This window comes from Nesterenkonia sp. DZ6, from assembly GCF_022565835.1.
Classification (GTDB): domain Bacteria; phylum Actinomycetota; class Actinomycetes; order Actinomycetales; family Micrococcaceae; genus Nesterenkonia.
This window is the reverse complement of the sequence record NZ_JAJOYW010000001.1, coordinates 130,327-147,007: the sequence shown is the minus strand read 5'-3', so window position 1 is coordinate 147,007 and position 16,681 is coordinate 130,327. Positions and strand designations below refer to the sequence as shown.

The window sequence follows — 16,681 nt, the reverse complement described above, 5'->3', positions numbered from 1 at the left end:
CCCGGGCTGACTAGGCTCAAGCCATGGACATGCAGAGCTGGACGGCGGCAGACCTTCCGGTGCTTCACGGGCGCACGGCAGTCGTGACCGGTGCCACCAGCGGGGTCGGGTTCGCGACGGCGACCGCCCTGGCCCAGGCCGGGGCCCATGTGGTGCTGGGGGTGCGTGACACTCAGCGCGGGCGCACGGCTGCGGCGACCATGTCCGGCAGCACCGAGGTTCGCCATCTCGATCTGGCCGACCTGTCTTCGGTGCGGGCCTTCGCTCGATCCTGGAACGGCCCGCTGGACCTGCTGATCAACAATGCGGGGGTCGCGGGAGGTCGAGGTGCGGTGACCAAGGACGGCTTTGACCTGCAGTTCGGCACGAATCATCTGGGGCATTTCGCGCTGACGAATCTACTGCTGCCGCATCTGCGCGACCGGGTCGTCACCCTCGCCTCCGGGGCGCACCGGGCCGGCGACATCTACTTCGAGGACCTCGCGCTGCGCACCCGCCGATACTCGCTCGCCGAGACCTACGGTCAGTCGAAGCTTGCGAACCTGCTCTTCACCCTTGAGTTGGAGCGTAGGCTGCGCCGGTCCGGGTCCGCGGTGCAGTCGCAGGCCTCGCATCCCGGGTATTCCGACACGAATCTCGGCATACAGGGGCGCAGCAGGCCGCTGGTGGCCACGGTCAATCTCGCCGGACGGCTCTTGGCGCAGACCAGTGAACAAGGTGCTGTGCCCACGTTGTTTGCCGCGACTCAGGACCTGCCAGGGGCCAGCTACGTCGGTCCCGACGGGCGATGGGAGCTGCACGGCAGTCCTTGCCTGGTCGGGCGCTCATCGAAGGCCAGCGACCCCGCTTTGGCGCACAGGCTCTGGGAGGCCTCAGAGGAGCTCACCGGCGTCGGCTTCGGTCTGGACCCGGAGTAGCGGATCAGAGCACCGGCCGCAGCGGGATCAGCGCCCACTCCGTCGCGCGCGCCATCGGGTGGCGTTCCCGCCAGGTATCAGCACTCACGACCTCGCAGTGCTCGCTGTCGCTCTGGAAGACCTTCTCCAGCTCGGCGGCGAACCCTGGGTCGATGACTTCGACGTTGGACTCGTAGTTGAAGGACAGCGACAATCTGTCGATGTTGGCCGTGCCGATCGTTGACCACTCGCCGTCGATCGTCGCGGTCTTCGAATGCATCATGCTGCTCGCGTAGAGCAGGATCGAGATGCCGGAATCGAGCATCTCCCCGAAGAAGCCTCGGGACACCCAGTCCGCGAGCACGTGGTTCGAATCCTTGGGCACCATGACCTGCACGTCCACGCCGCGCTCCGCGGCGAGCTTCAATGCTCGCAGGATCTGCTGGTCCGGGATGAAGTAGGGGGTCGAGATCCAGATCCGCTCGTTGGCTCGCTCGATGGCCTTCAGGTACATGTTGCGGATCGGGTACACCAGGTCCACCGGCAGATTGGCGACGACGCGGACCGACGGATCCCAGCTGTCCGGGGCGATCCAAGAAATCCGCTCCGCCGCGGGTCGATCCTCGTTCCACAGTCGCGCGATGGTCTGGCGGAGCCCCCAGACGGCGGGGCCCACCTCGCGGAGGTGGGTGTCGCGCCATTTCTTCGCGTAGAGAGAGCCGATGTTGTATCCGCCGACGAAACCGACCGCGTCGTCGACGACGAGGATCTTGGAGTGATTGAAGCCTGTGGACCGAATGGGAGCCTTCCAGAAGCTTCGTCCCGCCGCCGGCATGCGATAGACCCGGATGTTCTCATCGAGCTGCGCGTAGAAGGAACGCGGCACCACGAGGTTCGCGAATCCGTCATAGATGATGAACACCTCCACTCCGCGACGAGCCGCCGCGTTGAAGGCGTCGATGAACTGCTGGCCGACCTCATCGTTCTTCCAGATATAGGTCTTCATCAGAACCGAATCTTCTGCCGCGCCGATGGCCTCGAGCATGTCCCCATAGAGCGCTTCACCATCGGTGTAGATGCGCATCGGGGACTCTTCGACCTCGGTGTGGAACGTTCCTGGGCGGGGAGCGTCCCGATCCTTGCGCTGGCCGTGCTTGAAGAGATCCACCGCCACCACCGAGAGTGCCGCCACCGTCGGAACCGCCAGGGCGGAGGCCGCGACCGCAAGCGGAAGAGTCTTGCGCGGAGACCGACGGCTGACGAGGTGTCGCTTGTGCATCAGGAAGCTCATGGAGCCACTCTAATTGGCCGGAGCATTCACACACGTGGTGGACGCGTCACACTGGATGCCCCGCCAGCCGACACCTCTTGACCTGGTGGCCGCCAGGGTCTCTCATGGAGTCATCGACTGGGTCCGTGTCACCTTCTACACAGGGTTCCGGCCAGTTAGACCCAGCCGGCCGCACCCGGAAGAGAGCCTGTCATGGTGCGCATGTTGCTTCAGGCCGCGATCAATGTGGTGATGGCCGCCGTCGCAATGCTGGTGGCCGGAACCTTGATCGATGGTGTGACCCTCCAGCCGGCGGGATTCGTCACCGCCGTCGTCGTCTTCGTCCTGGCGCAGGCCATCCTGGGTCCGTTCGTGTTCAACATGGCCCGCCAGTACGCCTCCGCAATCCTCGGCGCGGTCGGCCTGGTCTCAACCCTTCTGGCCGTATGGGTTGCGACCCTCGTGACGGACGGTCTCACGCTCTCCACGCCGATGGCGTGGATCTTGACGCCTCTGGTGGTCTGGATCATCACGGCTCTGGGCACATGGATACTCGGGTACCTCGTGCTCAAGCGCTGGTGGGACAAGCGCGCTGAGGAGAAGAACATCCGCCAAGCCCTCGCATGAGCCCAGCGGCCGGTGGCACCGGTGGTCCTGAACAGAAGGAGCCCGGAGCGATGCCCGGTGTGAACAGCCAGGCGACGCCGACCGCGACCACGCTGCTGAGACTGTCGGTCCCGGCGATCCTCATCGGTGTCGTCTCGGCGCTGGGGCTGTTCCTCGTGGAGGGAACAGCTCACCTGCTTGAACACGTCCTATGGGTGGACCTCCCCGGCCTGTTCAACCTTGATCCCGACTCGGGTTGGTGGATCTTTGCGGTCCTGAGCGGGGTGGGTCTGGCGGTCGGGGTCGTCTGTACCTTCGCCCCTGGTCGCGGCGGACGTGACTCTGCCACCGTGGAGCTGCTGGCGCCGCCGCTGCCGCTCGCCGCCGTGCCGGGACTCATCCTCGTGAGCCTGCTGGTGCTGGCCGGAGGCGTCAGCCTCGGTCCAGAATCGCCCATCATCGCGATCAACACGGCCATACTGGTGGCGCTGATCGTGAGATTCTGGCCGCGCATCGACGTGAAGCTCGTGATGCTGATGACGGCTGCGGGAACCATCGGGGCCCTGTTTGGAACGCCGGTGGCCGCCGCGCTGGTATTGACCGGAGTAGTGGCGGCTGCCAACACCGGGGGCGCGCTCTGGGACAGACTCTTCCTGCCGCTCCTCGCCGCGGCGACCGGCTCCCTGACGGTGCGCATGCTCGACGGCCCCCAGTTCGGGGCCACGGACATGCCGCCCCTCGGGGCGCCGCATCCGTCGGATCTCCTGACCGGCGCGCTCGTCGCCTGTGCCGCCGCGCTGGTCATTCTCGCAGGGGCCTCCGTCTTCAGGGCGCTGCATGAGAGTTTTCGCAGGCTGCGGAGCCCGCTGCTCTACACCACGTTGGGCGGAGTCATCCTCGGGGGACTCGGCGCGCTCGGCGGGCCGGTGACGCTGTTCAAGGGCGGCCAGCAGATGGCAGATCTCATCCGAGGTGCCGAGGACCTGACCACCGCAGAGCTGCTGCTCATCGTTGCGGTCAAGCTGACGGCGCTGCTCGTGGCAGCCACGGCCGGATTCCGCGGAGGCCGCATCTTCCCTGCGGTCTTCATCGGAGCAGCGGTGGGCCTCGTGGCTCAGTCGCTCATGCCCGAGGTTCCGCTGGGTCTGGCGCTCGCCTGCGGGATCCTCGGGGCCGTGCTCGCCGAATCCCGCGACGGGTGGATCGCGCTGTTCATCGCCGTCGTCGTGGTCGGGGACATCTCGGTTCTGGCCGTCCTGTGCGTGGTGGTCCTGCCCGTGTGGCTCCTCGTCATGGGCGCACCGAAGATGCTGGTTCCCACGGCGGATCATCAGGTATCCGAGTGACTCCGGTCTCGTCTGGTGAGTTCCGTTGGTCGGAACTACTCACGGGGCAATAAGGTAGTGCTCCGTGAGCACTCAGACCCCCGCCTCCCAGACTTCCGCGCCCCGGCAGCTCGGGACCCTCGACCGGTATTTCCACATCACCGCCCGCGGCTCGAGCATCGGTCGGGAGGTGCGCGGCGGACTGGCCACCTTCTTCGCGATGTCCTACATCATCGTGCTGAACCCGCTGATCATCGGTGCCTCAGCCGACTCCACCGGGAACTTCCTCGGAGGCGGCTCGGAACCGAACCTGCCCGCCGTCGCCGCCGCGACCTCACTGATCTCTGGTCTGATGACCATCCTGATGGGCGTGATCGGCAAGTTCCCAATGGCCGTCTCCTCCTCGCTGGGGCTCTCGGCCTTCATCACCTACGGCATCGTCGTGCTCCCGGGCATGACCTGGGCCGATGCCATGGGACTGGTGGTCATCGAAGGTGTGATCCTGCTGGTCCTGGTGCTCACCGGCTTCCGCTCCGCCATCTTCAACGCCGTCCCCGGCGCGCTGAAGATCGCGATCAGCGTGGGCATCGGGCTCTTCATCGCCCTGATCGGCATGGTCAACGCCGGCTTCATCCAGAACAATCAGGGCACCGGACTGGAGCTCGGCGTCGGCGGCTCCCTCTTCGGCTGGCCCATCTTCATCTTCCTCATCGCGATGTTCGCCCTGTTCGCCATGTGGGCCGCGAAGGTTCGCGGCGCGATCCTCTACTCGATCGTGGGCGCCACGGTGCTCGCGATCACCCTGGAATCGGTGTTCCGCATCGGTCCGCAGACTGCCGCAGACGGCACCGAGAACCCCTACGGCTGGGGCCTGACCGTCCCGACGCTGAACCAGGACTGGCTGACCATGCCGGACCTGAGCCTGATCGGTGACTTCAACCTGCTGGGCTCCTGGCAGAGCATCGGCGTGGTCGCGGCCACCCTCGCGATCTTCACCCTGCTGCTGGCCAACTTCTTCGACCTGCTGGGCACGATGGTGGGCGTCTCCAACGCCGGCGGGATCAAGGACGCCGACGGCGAGATCCCGCACTCCCGCCGGATCATGGTCGCCGACGCGGTGGGCACCATCGGTGGCGGCGTGGGCTCCACCTCGGTGAACTCAGGGTTCATCGAGTCCACCGTTGGCGTGGGCGACGGCGCGCGGACCGGTCTGGCCAACGTGGTCACCGGCGTGCTCTTCCTGGCCACCATCGTGCTGGCCCCGCTGGCCGCCGTGATCCCCACCGAGGCGGCCTCAGCCACCCTGGTGCTGGTCGGCTTCCTGATGATGCAGCAGATCGTGCGGATCGACTGGACCGATGTGGAGATGGCGATCCCCGCCTTCATGACCATCGTGGTCATGCCCTTCTCCTACTCGATCACCAACGGCATCGGCGCAGGATTCATCAGCTACGTGGCGATCAAGGTCTTCCGCGGCAAATGGCGTGAGGTGCACCCGCTGATGTACGTCACCGCGGCGCTGTTCGTGCTCTATTTCATCTCCGGGCCCATCCAGGAGGCTCTGGGAGTCGGCTGACCCCGCTGCAGAACGGGCCTGCGTGCAACGTGGTCCTGCGGCGTGCGGCTCGACTGGCATGTGAGCGTGGCACACGGGTCACGGGAAGCATCCGGATCAACGCGTCGGTGGATCGCGTCTTCGACACGGTCGCTGAGGCTCCGGCACCAGATCCGAGCCTCCCGAAGTCCCGACCGGGCACAGCGCCGCGTATCCGCAGCTGTCACGGAACATGGGACTTAAGGTCCTGGTGCCCTCCTGAGCGGCGGCGAGAAGATGGGCCCTGAAAGGAGAACGACATCATGGATGCTGTCATCGTCTACGAGTCCGCGTGGGGAAACACCAAGATCATCGCCGAGGCGGTGGCGGACGGACTGGCCGCCACCATTGATATCGGGATGGTCCTCGATGTCAGCTTCGCCCCGCCTGCCGACATGGTCAAAGCCGACCTGCTCGTCGTCGGCGCCCCGACCCACGCCTTCGGGCTGAGCCGACCACAGACTCGCGAGGAGGCCGCTAGGCGTGGCGGACACCCCGGGGAGACGGGACTTCGGGAGTGGATCAGCGCCGCCGGCGACGTCCACCTGCCGGTCGCGGTGTTCGACACCCATGTCCGCCATCCGAACCTCCCAGGTGCGGCCAGCAAGAAGGCCGCGAAGCTGCTGCGCAGCCGCGGCGCCTCGCTGCTTGCGAAACCAGAGAGCTTCTACGTCGAGGGCTATGAGGGCCCCGTCCTGCCCGGGGAGATCGACCGAGCCACGAAATGGGGTGCCGAGCTGGCTCAGCGGCTGCCGGAGAGCTCCCGTGTGGCCTGATCGGAGCGCCCCTCGCGCTTCTGGTCCCGGTGAAGCCTGAGGTCTATTCGATGCTCGGGACCTGGCTCGCGGACCTCTCGCCCTGGAGGTTCGGCGTGCTTCACGATCTGTGGGACCGCACCTTTGGTGCGCACCCGCAGGTCTGGGGCGCTGTGCTGGGCGTGGGTTATGAAGCCGTGATCGGAGTATCGGCGCTGTCACGGAACCCACGCCGCAGGCTCCTCGGCCTCAGCGGGGTCGTACTCTTCAAACTGGGACTGCTGGCCCTGGGTCTGTGGTGGTGGGCCCTGCCGTGGCTGGCCGTGCTCATCCCGACGATCGTCTTCACCGCTCGTTCGCCAGCTCGCCTGCTCGCGGGCCCGGTGAGTGGCTCAGGCCAGGTCCATGCCGGGACGATGACGTCAATACCAGGCGGCTGAGAACTCTGCGTGGTGCTTCTCCGGGGCGGAGGCCCGCATGAGGAGGACCAGCACCACGAACCATCCGACGATGGGAATGAACCCGAGGAAGAACATCGACCCGGGGAGCCCGGAGTCGTGGAGTCGGCGCCAGGTGACAGCGAGCAGCGGGGGGATGGTGAGCGCCGCGATGAGCAGATGCAGGCAGAGGATGGCGGCTGCGAAGACCGCGCCGAAGCCTTCGAGCCAGACGCTGGGGGAGAAGCCAGCGATCCCGAAGAGGTTCTGCGCGTCGGTCACTATATCTTGGGCGAACAGTGTGCTGATGGTGATGATGGCCGTCATCCCGATGGCGGCGTGGACGAGGATCAGGAACAGGAAGGGCCACCAGAACTCCGGGCGGGTGGAGTAGCCCCTGAACTGGACGTAGTTCTCGAAGAAGGACGAGAGTGTCGCGTCTGGCCCGTAGACATCGCCCACTGGCCACGTGGTCTGACCGGCGTATGACTGCATTGCACCTCCTCGATCTGCTCATGCGGAGAAAGGGTCGAGAGACCGTCTCGATTGAGCACACTCTGATCGTTTTTTGTCATGAAATAAAGAGTCTTTGGTCCTATTGACTTTTTTGGCCGATCTCATGCGGGACGGCTGCCGTGCAGTGACCCGTGTCCGTGCCCGGTCCTAGGCTCACCTCTGTTGCTATCGAATGTATGTTCGAATACGATGAGGCTTCCGGGCTTCCCATCGGCTTCGTCATACCTCTTGGAGACATGAAAGAGGGAGCATGCCCATGTCCACTGTTATTCGTCCCGAAGCCGACCGAGCACCCCGCCGCGGAGCGGTGACGCTCACCGAATCCATCGATGTTGAATGCGACGAGCAGTTCCTGCCCCATCGGGTGATCTGGAAAGAGCGGAGGCACCTCGTGGTCGAAGCCCCTGTCCGCTGGTATCAGCGGCGCAGCTGGTGGCTGGAGGAGCCCCGTGCCGAGCGAGGTCGCCCCGGACTGGTGGCTCATGAGATCTGGCGGCTGCAGGTCCAGCTTGAAGCCACATCCCGCACCGAGGCCGCCGAGGTGCACACCATTGATGTCAGCCGGCATCTGGCCTCCGGGCGCTGGCGTCTGGTGCGGGTCCATTGACCTTCACCCACCTGAATGTGGCCAGCTCCTTCAGCAGCCACTACGGCACCAATCGGCCTGAGGAACTGGTGGCCGCCGCCGCGGCGGATGAGATGACGGCGCTGGCCATCACCGATCGTGACGGGCTCTACGGGGCGGTCAAGCACCTCGGCGCCTGCATCGACCTGGGCATCGCACCGATCCTCGGGGTCAGCCTTGCCGTGGAGGACCGCGGCCGGGCCGTGGTCCTCGCCAGCAATGCCTCCGGAGGGTATGCGGCGCTGTGTCAGCTGATCTCCCGCGCCCACGAACGCCCGCAGGGCGAGGCCGCCCGGGTGACCCTGCAGGATCTGGCCGAGTGCGGGTCACCCGGGGAGGGCCAGGTGCGCCGTCGGCTGTTCGTCCTGGCCGGGCCGGAGAGCGAGATCGGTGCCGCCGCGGCCTCACGGGATTACCGCAGCACCCGGGCACTGCTGCGCCAATGGCGTGAGGTGCTCGGCGAGGCGCTGCGGGTGGAGGTCGTCTCCCATCTGGCGCCTCCGGGGGAGCCGCTGTCCACCGCCCATGCGGTCCGGATGCTCAGCGCGGCCCAGGTCAGCCGGGTCACCCCGGTGCTGACCAATGCGGTGCGGCTGCTGAGCACCGATGAGGCCGCCACCGCTGATGTGTTGGACGCCGTGCGGGTGCTCTCGGACCTGCACAGCACCTCGGCGCTGCAGCCCACCGATCAGGGCTGGCTGAAACCGGCCGCGGAGATGAAGGCACTGGCCGCAGAGATCTGCGCGGCCAGCAGCACCCCGATCCCGGCCGAGGAGCTGCTGATCAACACCGAGGCGCTGGGGCGCCAGTGCCAGCTGGATCCGGTCACGGACATGGGCTGGGGCCAGCCCAAGGTGCCCGAGACCTCCGTGATCGGGATCGAGGGAGATCCGGATGAGGAGCTGCGCGCCCGCTGCGAATCAGGCCTGGCGGAGATGCTCGCCCAGGAGAGCGCGGCCGAAGCGAGCGCTGGCCAGAGAAGCGCGGGTGTGGCCCGGGCGCGGCTGGAGCACGAGCTGAGCATCATCGCCGACCTCGGCTTCGCCCCCTATTTCTTGACCGTGGCCGAGGTGGCCCGGCTGATCCGCGAGATGGGGGTCCGTGCCGCGGCCCGCGGCTCGGCGGTCTCCTCGCTGGTGGTCCACGCGCTGGGGATCAGCCCCATCGATCCGCTGCAACACGGACTGATCTTCGAACGCTTCCTCTCCCGCCGGCGCTCCACCCTTCCCGATATCGACATCGACGTGGAGTCCTCCGAGCGGCACCGGATCTACCGAGCCGTGTTCAGACGCTTCGGCGCCCAGCGGGTCACCCTGATGAGCATGCAGAACGCCTACCGGATCCGCGGCGCGGTCCGGGACGCCGGGCTCGCACTGGGGCTCCCCGAGGAGGAGATCGACCAGCTGGCGGAGATCATGTGGCGCTTCCCCGCCCGGGAGTTTCGCCGCGCCCTTCAGGAGAAGCCCGAGCTGCAGAGCCTGGCCGAGCGGATCGAGACCGAACGCAGCTCCGGACGCCAGCAGCTGGACCTGCTGGTGGACCTCTCCGAACGCCTGGACCGGCTGCCTCGGCACATCTCCACCCACCCCTGCGGCGTGATCCTGGGCAACGACAACCTGCTCAAGCTCACCCCGGTGGAGCGCTCGGGCGTCAACGGGCTGCCGATGAGCCAGTTCGACAAGGACGATATGGACCCGATGGGGTTCATCAAGCTCGACATCCTCGGGGTGCGGATGCAGTCGGCGATCGCCTATGCCCTCACCGAGCTCGAACGCACCACCGGGGAGGTGATCGACATGGTCAAAGACGTGGACTATGCCGATCCCGCGACCTTCGCGATGATCCAATCCACCCATACCCTGGGCTGCTTCCAGATCGAGAGCCCCGGGCAGCGCGAGCTGATCGGCAAGCTGGTGCCCAAGACGCTCAATGACCTGGTGGTGGACATCTCGCTGTTCCGCCCCGGGCCCATGGGCTCTGGCATGGTCAAGCCCTACCTGGAACGCCGCCACGGCTACGAGACGGTGGGCTACCCGCACCCCGATCTGGCCGAGATCCTCGACGAGACCTACGGGGTGGTGGTCTTCCACGAACAGGTGCTGCGGATCTTCGACACCATGACCGGCTGCGGCCTGGACGTGGCCGATGAGCTGCGCCGCGCGATGAGCAAGGACAAGTCAGGACCCGTGGAGATCTTCTTCCGCGAGGAGACGGTCAAGCGCGGCTACTCCGCCGCGGTGATCGACCGGGTCTGGGAGATCCTGCTCAGCTTCGGCAGCTTCGGATTCTGCAAGGCCCACGGGGCGGCCTTCGCCGTGCCCACCTACCAGTCGGCCTGGCTGAAGACCCATCACCCCGCGCACTTCCTCTGTGGACTCTTCGAACATGACCCGGGCATGTACCCGCTGCGGCTGCTGGTCTCCGAGGCCCGCCGGCTGAAGATCCCGCTGCTGCCGATGGACGTCAACCGCTCCACCAGCAGCTACCACGTGGAGGCGACCTCGGTGGCGGGGCTGCCGGTGTGGGGTATCCGGATGTCGCTGATCGGGCTGAAGGGGATCTCCAAGGCCGAGCTGCGCCGGATCGAGGCGGAGCAGCCCTTCGCCTCGCTGGCGGACCTGCGCGACCGGTCCCGGTTGAAACGCTCCACGCTGCGCGATCTGGCCAAGGTGGGCGCCCTGGACTGCCTGCTGCCGGAGGGTCGGAAGAACCGCAAGGACCTCATCCAGTGGGTGGAGTCAACCAACCTGGAGTACGCCAAGAAGCTGCCGGTGCGCCAGGTCCAGGGTCAGCTGTCGCTGCCCATCGGGGACGTGGAGATCGCGAACATGCCCACCGGTGCGGGGGAGCTGGAGGCCCGGGAGATCGTCACCACCGAGCTGGACCTGACCTCGCTGGACACCAGCGGGCACGTGATGGACTTCCATCACCCGGTGCTGCAGGCCGCCGGGGTCACCTTCGCCGAAGACCTGCTGTCCCTGCGCAACGGCGCCACCGTCCGGGTCGCCGGGATCCGGGTGGCCACCCAGACCCCGCCGATGGCCTCGGGCAAACGGGTCGTGTTCATCACCCTCGACGACGGCACCGGCTGCGTGGACCTGAGCTTCTTCGAGGAGGCCCAGCGCAACACCGGGGAGTGTCTCTTCGCGGCGAAGATGCTGATCGCCGAGGGCACCATTCGGCGCACCGGACCGCGGGCGGTCACCGTGCAGGCGACCCGCGCCTGGGATCTGCGTGGGGAGACCGTGCCGGGGCGGCTTCCCGCTGCAGCAGGCTCTGCTTGATCTGCACCCCGTAGCGGAAGCCGCCGAGCCCGCCGTCGGTGCGGATGACCCGATGGCAGGGCACGAACAGCGCCGCCGCGTTCATCGCGCAGGCCCCGGCCGCCGCTCGGACCGCCGCAGGACGTCCCGCTCGCTGGGCGTACCCGGCGTAGGTCAGCGGGGCTCCCGGCGCCACCTGGCGCAGCACCTCCCAGGCGTGTTCACGGAAGGGTCCCGAGCGCTGCTGCACCGGGACGCTGTCCACGGCGGAGGTGTCACCGGCGTAATAGGCCTCCACCGCCTCGACCGCCTGGTCCAGCACCGAAGGACCAGGTGGCTGCGGAGTCTCAGCATCCGGTGCGGGATCCCTGTGGCCGGTGCGTTCCCGCAGCTCGGGATGGATCAGCTCAACCAGGGAGGTGATATCCCAGGTCCATCCGGAGGCCAGGACGTGACTGTCATCAGACACCACGCTGAAAGGTCCATCAGGAGTTGTGAGGCTGACATGCTGCAATCTTGTGTCAAGGATTCTCATGCTGAAGAGTCCTTTCAGGCATGACGTGGTGGGTGTGAGCTGGTGGGGTGGCTGCCGCCTGCCACAGATGCATCGCGGCGTAGGACCGCCAGGGCGACCAGCGCCGGGCATGAGACTCCAGAGTTCGATGCGCGGCAGCCTTGTTCAGCCCCGGCTCCAGCAGGCCGAGCTTCTTGGCGCCGGTGAGCAGGACGATGTCGCCGGTCATCCAGACATCAGGGTCGCCCAGCACGCGCAGCATCAGGTAGGAGGCGGTCCACTGCCCGATGCCCGGCATGGCGGTGAGCTGATCATGCAGCTCCCGGGTGTCTGCCCCCTGGTGCACGCCGAGCGCTCCGCTGGTCAGGGCCGCCGCGGCGGTGCGCACGGTGGTGATGGAGCGGGCGGGCAGTCGCAGCGGCCGTTCCGGGTCCAGGGCTGGCGGGGCGGAACCGGCGCGCGACGGCGGCGCCGGGACCCCGGCGGAGATCTGCTCCGCGGTGGGGAACAGCCGGGACAGCCCCGCGAAGGACGACGCGTGCTCGGTGCCCAGCGCGTCGACGAGCCGGCTCAGATGCGTGCGGGCGGCCGCCACCGAGATCTGTTGGCCCACGATGGCGCGGATCAGGTATTCCGGGCCATCGGCGGTGCCAGGGATCCGCAGCCCGGGGGAGCGGGCGACCAGGGGAGCCAGCGCGGGGTCGGTGGAGAGTGCGGCGCCGACGGCGAGCGGGTCGGCGTCGAGGTCGAAGAGCCGACGCGCCACGGCGACGGCGGCGGGAATATCCGCCCAGGCGCTGAGTTCACACTCCAGGTGCAGTCGCCAGTGCAGGCATGAGGGTGCAGGGTCGTCCCGGGCTTGGCCTGGGCTGGCCGGGGTTGCGGTGACCTGGATCGCGGCCGGTCCGTGGGCCAGCCGCAGGGTGCGCGCGTAGACCAGCGCCTCGCCGTCGAGCTGGGTGAACTCCACACCGGGGATCGCACGTTCAGCCAGGAAGGTGAAGAGCGCCACCGCGTTGAAGGGGTCCCGCACCGGCAGGGCGAGGCGCAGGGCAAGGCGCTGAGCAGGAGGCGAATCGGCGCCGAACGGGCGGACCAGACTCGATTCGGTGAACCCGCTGGACCCGCCGGCTTCTGCGGACTCCCGGGCGGTGCCGGCGGACCGGTGGGCTCGCTGGCGGATCTCCCGGGGCGCCGCGCCGAGGACACTTCGCGCCGTGTCGTTGAACTGGCGCACCGAGGAGAACCCGGAAGCGAAGGCGATCTCGGTGATCGGCAGGGACGTGCCGACCAGCAGACTGCGAGCCAGGTGGATCCGGTGGGCCCGGGCCAGCGCCAGTGGTCCCGCCCCCAGTTCGGCGCTCAGGGTTCGGTGCAGGTGACGGCTGCTGTAACCGAGCCGTGCACTGAGGGCCTCCACTCCGCCGTCGTTCATCGTGCCTTCGCGGATCAGCCGCATGGCGCGGCCGGCCAGGTCTTGGCGAGTGTTCCACTCCGGGGTGCCCGGGGCAGCCTCGGGCAGGCACCGTTTGCAGGCCCGGTAGCCGTGCTCGTGCGCGGCGGCGGAGGTGGAGTAGAAAGTGACGTTCTCAGGCTTGGGGGTCTGCGCCGGGCAGGAGGGGCGGCAGTAGATCCTCGTGGAGGAGACCGCGGTGTAGAACTGCCCGTCGAAGCGGCGATCCCGGGACCTCACGGCCCGGTAGCGGCGCTCGAATACTTCGTCCTGGTCCATGTCTTCCATTCCACCTCTCGCGCACGCGGAAAGCTAGCGGGAATCGGACCTGGCCGTGGCCTTGCCCGATCCTGCGCGGAGGAACACGCAGGGCAGCGCCGCGAGGGCCAGGCAGCTCACCGCATCGACGAAGGGACTGACCTCGAGACACCCCTCGGAGAGCACCGCTGGAATGAACTGCATGACCTAGAAGACGGTGAAGAATATGCCCACCACTGCGCCTGTCGGAGCGTCGCCTCTGTCCCTGCCCCGCCCCAGCTCCCGCGCGACGCAAAGGCACAGGCTCGCTGGAAGCCTTGGGCGAGGCCAGCTGCAGCGGCGACTTCGGAGCCGCTTCGGAGAAGGTCCGATCATCTCTGCGGTCGCTGTTGGTCATGCTTGCTCCTCTGGTGGTCTGAAGGTCTCACGCAGTCCCTCGCGGCTGCTGGGATGCGCCAGTCTGTGAGTCCCGCTCCGCGAAAGGGGTGGGCGCCTGCCCGCCCGGGTGGTGATGAAGACCCCCAGAACGACGACGAGCGCACCGGTGATCTTGGGCAGCGTCAGCTGGGCGTCGAGCCACAGCACCGCGCCGGCCATCGTGGCGACCGGAAGGAAGTTCAAGAAGATGGAGGCGCGGGAGGCACCGAGCTGCTGGACCGCGCGGTTGTAGAAGAACAGGGCGAGCAGGCCGGGAAAGACTCCCAGGTAGATCAGACCCGGAAGGTGTTCGGCCGCGCTGAAGGCCGGCACCCCGAGCACCGCCCATTCGATGACGACCAACGGCGCCAGGATCACCGCGGCGAGCCCGGTCATCACCAGAAGCACGCTGAAGGTGGGAAACAGACTGAGGTAGCGCGTGACGGCCAGCGAATAGACCGCCCAGGACGCGACCGCCCCGATCATGATTCCGTCACCGATGTTCCACTCCAGCTGTGCCAGGGCGAAGATCTGACCATCGGTGATCACCCACAGCGCCCCGAGGATCGACAGCGACAACCCCGACCATTGCAGCGCATACAGCCTTTCCCGCAGCACCAGGGCGCTCAGCGCCAGAGTCAGCGCGGGAATCAGGGTCTCCAGCACCGAGACATTCGTCGAGGAGGTGAACTGGAGAGCGGCGTAGATGAAGGTGTTGAAGAACGCGACGCCGGTCAGGGTGAGCAGCAGCAGCGGCTTCCACTCGTGGAGGAACAGGCCTCTGGATCGCCACGCCGTCCTGGCCGCCAGAGGCACGAGGCAGAGAAAAGCGACGGCCAGTCGTGAAAACGCGATGGTCAGCGGCGGCAGATCGTTGAGCGCCTCTCCGACCAGAATGTTTCCCGCGTAGAAGATCACGACCATGACCATCAACAGGTAGGGGAGCATCAGAGTGGTTCCTGGTCGATGATCGAGGGCGGAGGCGTGGTCCGGTGTCGGAACACCGGCGAGGTCAGGTACTCAGACTATCGCCGTGGTGACCTTCAGCTCGCTGTCACGAGGCGCCGGCGAATCTCCTCCGCCACGGCCCCAGAGTCATGGGCGCTCAACAGACAGGTCTTGCGCGCATCGCGGACTTCGATGAATGGCCCACCGACGAGGAGCCCTGCTTTCCCATCTGCGAGAACGCGATACCCGGCTCCCTCGGCGAATCCTGTCTCAAGACCCTCTTCGACCGAGAGGATCTCGACCCAGACAATGCTCACACGGGAGATCTCCATGCAGCGGGCGGTCAGTCCCTCATCACGGGCTGTGATCGTGACCCGCCAGCTGAGCTACCGGCGGAGCCTTCTATAGACTTTTCCGACGATCTTCCGAAGTCCTGGCGGAAGTTGTGGACGGCGCGCTAAGGCCCGCCGTCCGGCGGAGCTGTGTGCCTCGGACAGGTAGTCATTGATCGCCTTGTCTCCACCGTCTTCCATCAAGCTCTTCTGCGCCTGTGCCAGCCGGAATCCTCCCAGGCTGCCTCGGTGATAGAGAAACTTGGCGAAGCGCTGGTACTGCTGAAGGCTGATCCGTGGATGTGCAGCCAGGACCTCAGCGTTGGTGGACTGCAGCAGAGTGCTCCAGCTTCGCCGGGGTTCGACGGCCTCCCCCTTCAGGGTCTTCTCCGCATCGGCGAACAGCGCATCGAAGTAGTCGAGCACCTCTTGGCTGTAGGTGATCGTGCGTTTGAACTCCGCCCCTGATGAGAACGTGAATTCGCCGAAGTACGGGCCGTCGTCGGTGTCGTAGAGGTCGACTCTGACGAACGGGGCATCGGTCATCTTCGCGAGCTCGATGGCCCACCGGGAGAGCATCACCGCAGAGCGCGGGACCACCGGAACTCCTGGCTGCAGGTCCTTCGGCTTGAAGATGTAGTCCCGCCCTGCGACGAGTGGCTTCAGATCTCCGTCCAGCTTGACCATGCGGGGCGGTGAGTAGTTCCGGTCGATCTGCGCGACCATGCCGATCTGTCCCTGGAACATGTAGAACTTGTAGTCGAAGGGCACCGCACCGGGCTGGGCTCCGCGAAGGAGCTCCTCCACGATCCATTCGGCCTTCTTGCCTGGGAATGCTGTCGCTACCGAATCCTGCTTCTCCCGAATTCCCTCAAGCGTCCATTCGCGCAGAGCCATATGGTCGTAGTACAGGTCCGCGTCGATGCGTTCGAGCAGCATGACTCCCTTGGCTGACCAGCCATTCGCGAATTTGAGCGCCACCCGGTCCCCGAGGACGTCTGAGGTGATCTGATTCGTGGAGGTGAGGACCGCGTGCTGCTTGGGCAATCCGATTCGTTCCCCGCCGAGAGTCTTCTCCGCGAGAAGCTGATGAACGTAGGTCTTGTTCGATAGGTCACGACGATGCTGGGAGCCGCGGTTCCAAAACTCGGCCGTCACGAAATTCAAAAAGGGTGATTTCGTATCGGTTATGGCGGATGTCATGTAGGGGTACCGGTTCTTTGCGCGTCGTGATGAGTCAGCCCTGAGAGCTGCTGGTCGATTTCCACCACCGAAGTGGTGCATGGGCCGCGATCCTGCCCGCGCGTGATCTGAGGATCAGGTTGTCAGGGGTTCTAGGATGCAGCTCCCGCTTTTCTGCGGTTTCAACCGTATATGTGAGTGGGCTCATCTGCGTTTCTGTGACGCCGAAGTACACGTTGTGGTCGCGATTAGTGATCCCGTAGTGGGGTCATTTCCAACAGCGAGTCCTG

The 16,681-nt window shown here is 66.4% G+C and carries 16 protein-coding genes; 8 read left to right on the top strand and 8 right to left on the bottom strand.

Annotation, left to right across the window (positions count from 1 at the left end; genetic code table 11):
• Positions 1–23: 23 nt before the first annotated feature.
• A complete protein-coding gene (locus LTH93_RS00730) occupies positions 24–917 on the top strand; it encodes an oxidoreductase (RefSeq protein WP_241464621.1) in 894 nt (297 codons plus the stop codon).
• Positions 918–921: 4 nt separating this feature from the next.
• On the opposite strand, the gene LTH93_RS00725 is transcribed toward LTH93_RS00730, so the two are convergent.
• On the bottom strand, positions 922–2,187 hold the full coding sequence (locus tag LTH93_RS00725; protein WP_241469533.1) for a phospholipase D-like domain-containing protein: 1,266 nt from the start codon (positions 2,185–2,187) through the stop codon (positions 922–924).
• Positions 2,188–2,379: 192 nt separating this feature from the next.
• Here LTH93_RS00725 and LTH93_RS00720 point away from each other — a divergent pair, with 192 nt between their 5' ends.
• From LTH93_RS00720 to LTH93_RS00700, 5 genes are all read left to right on the top strand, one after another.
• Positions 2,380–2,793, top strand: coding sequence for a phage holin family protein (locus LTH93_RS00720; protein WP_241464623.1), 414 nt, complete (start codon positions 2,380–2,382; stop codon positions 2,791–2,793).
• A gap of 50 nt (positions 2,794–2,843) precedes the next feature.
• Complete coding sequence (locus tag LTH93_RS00715) at positions 2,844–4,118, top strand: ion channel protein (RefSeq protein WP_241469531.1); 1,275 nt, start codon at positions 2,844–2,846, stop codon at positions 4,116–4,118.
• Between the two features lie 64 nt (positions 4,119–4,182).
• On the top strand, positions 4,183–5,673 hold the full coding sequence (locus tag LTH93_RS00710) for an NCS2 family permease (protein ID WP_241464625.1): 1,491 nt from the start codon (positions 4,183–4,185) through the stop codon (positions 5,671–5,673).
• Positions 5,674–5,954: 281 nt separating this feature from the next.
• Complete coding sequence (locus LTH93_RS00705) at positions 5,955–6,467, top strand: flavodoxin family protein (RefSeq protein ID WP_241469529.1); 513 nt, start codon at positions 5,955–5,957, stop codon at positions 6,465–6,467.
• A gap of 29 nt (positions 6,468–6,496) precedes the next feature.
• On the top strand, positions 6,497–6,886 hold the full coding sequence (locus LTH93_RS00700) for a hypothetical protein (protein WP_241469527.1): 390 nt from the start codon (positions 6,497–6,499) through the stop codon (positions 6,884–6,886).
• Here the strand turns inward: LTH93_RS00700 and LTH93_RS00695 are convergent.
• The gene (locus LTH93_RS00695) at positions 6,869–7,378 is read right to left on the bottom strand and encodes a DUF805 domain-containing protein (RefSeq protein WP_241464627.1); all 510 of its coding nucleotides are present in this window, start codon (positions 7,376–7,378) and stop codon (positions 6,869–6,871) included. The genes LTH93_RS00700 and LTH93_RS00695 overlap by 18 nt on opposite strands.
• A gap of 277 nt (positions 7,379–7,655) precedes the next feature.
• On the opposite strand from LTH93_RS00695, the gene LTH93_RS00690 reads away from it, so the two are divergent.
• Positions 7,656–8,006, top strand: a complete 351-nt coding sequence (locus tag LTH93_RS00690) for a hypothetical protein (RefSeq protein WP_241464628.1) — start codon at positions 7,656–7,658, stop codon at positions 8,004–8,006.
• Positions 8,003–11,308, top strand: a complete 3,306-nt coding sequence (locus tag LTH93_RS00685) for a DNA polymerase III subunit alpha (protein ID WP_255727089.1) — start codon at positions 8,003–8,005, stop codon at positions 11,306–11,308. The genes LTH93_RS00690 and LTH93_RS00685 overlap by 4 nt, the downstream gene beginning before the upstream one ends.
• On the opposite strand, the gene LTH93_RS00680 is transcribed toward LTH93_RS00685, so the two are convergent.
• From LTH93_RS00680 to LTH93_RS00655, 6 genes are all read right to left on the bottom strand, one after another.
• Positions 11,226–11,822, bottom strand: coding sequence for a methylated-DNA--[protein]-cysteine S-methyltransferase (locus tag LTH93_RS00680; protein ID WP_241469523.1), 597 nt, complete (start codon positions 11,820–11,822; stop codon positions 11,226–11,228). The genes LTH93_RS00685 and LTH93_RS00680 overlap by 83 nt on opposite strands.
• Positions 11,809–13,533 (bottom strand): DNA-3-methyladenine glycosylase 2 family protein, encoded by a 1,725-nt coding sequence (locus LTH93_RS00675; protein WP_241469521.1) that lies wholly within the window; start codon positions 13,531–13,533, stop codon positions 11,809–11,811. Before LTH93_RS00675 ends, LTH93_RS00680 begins: the two co-directional genes overlap by 14 nt.
• A gap of 33 nt (positions 13,534–13,566) precedes the next feature.
• Positions 13,567–13,716: a hypothetical protein gene (locus LTH93_RS00670; RefSeq protein WP_241469519.1), complete on the bottom strand. Its 150-nt coding sequence runs from the start codon at positions 13,714–13,716 to the stop codon at positions 13,567–13,569.
• 189 nt (positions 13,717–13,905) lie between these two features.
• A complete protein-coding gene (locus LTH93_RS00665) occupies positions 13,906–14,877 on the bottom strand; it encodes a DMT family transporter (protein WP_241469517.1) in 972 nt (323 codons plus the stop codon).
• Between the two features lie 95 nt (positions 14,878–14,972).
• Entirely contained in the window at positions 14,973–15,209 is a 237-nt protein-coding gene (locus LTH93_RS00660) for a hypothetical protein (protein ID WP_241469515.1), read from the bottom strand.
• 54 nt (positions 15,210–15,263) lie between these two features.
• The gene (locus LTH93_RS00655) at positions 15,264–16,367 is read right to left on the bottom strand and encodes an ATP-grasp fold amidoligase family protein (protein ID WP_241469513.1); all 1,104 of its coding nucleotides are present in this window, start codon (positions 16,365–16,367) and stop codon (positions 15,264–15,266) included.
• Between the last annotated feature and the right edge of the window lie 314 nt (positions 16,368–16,681).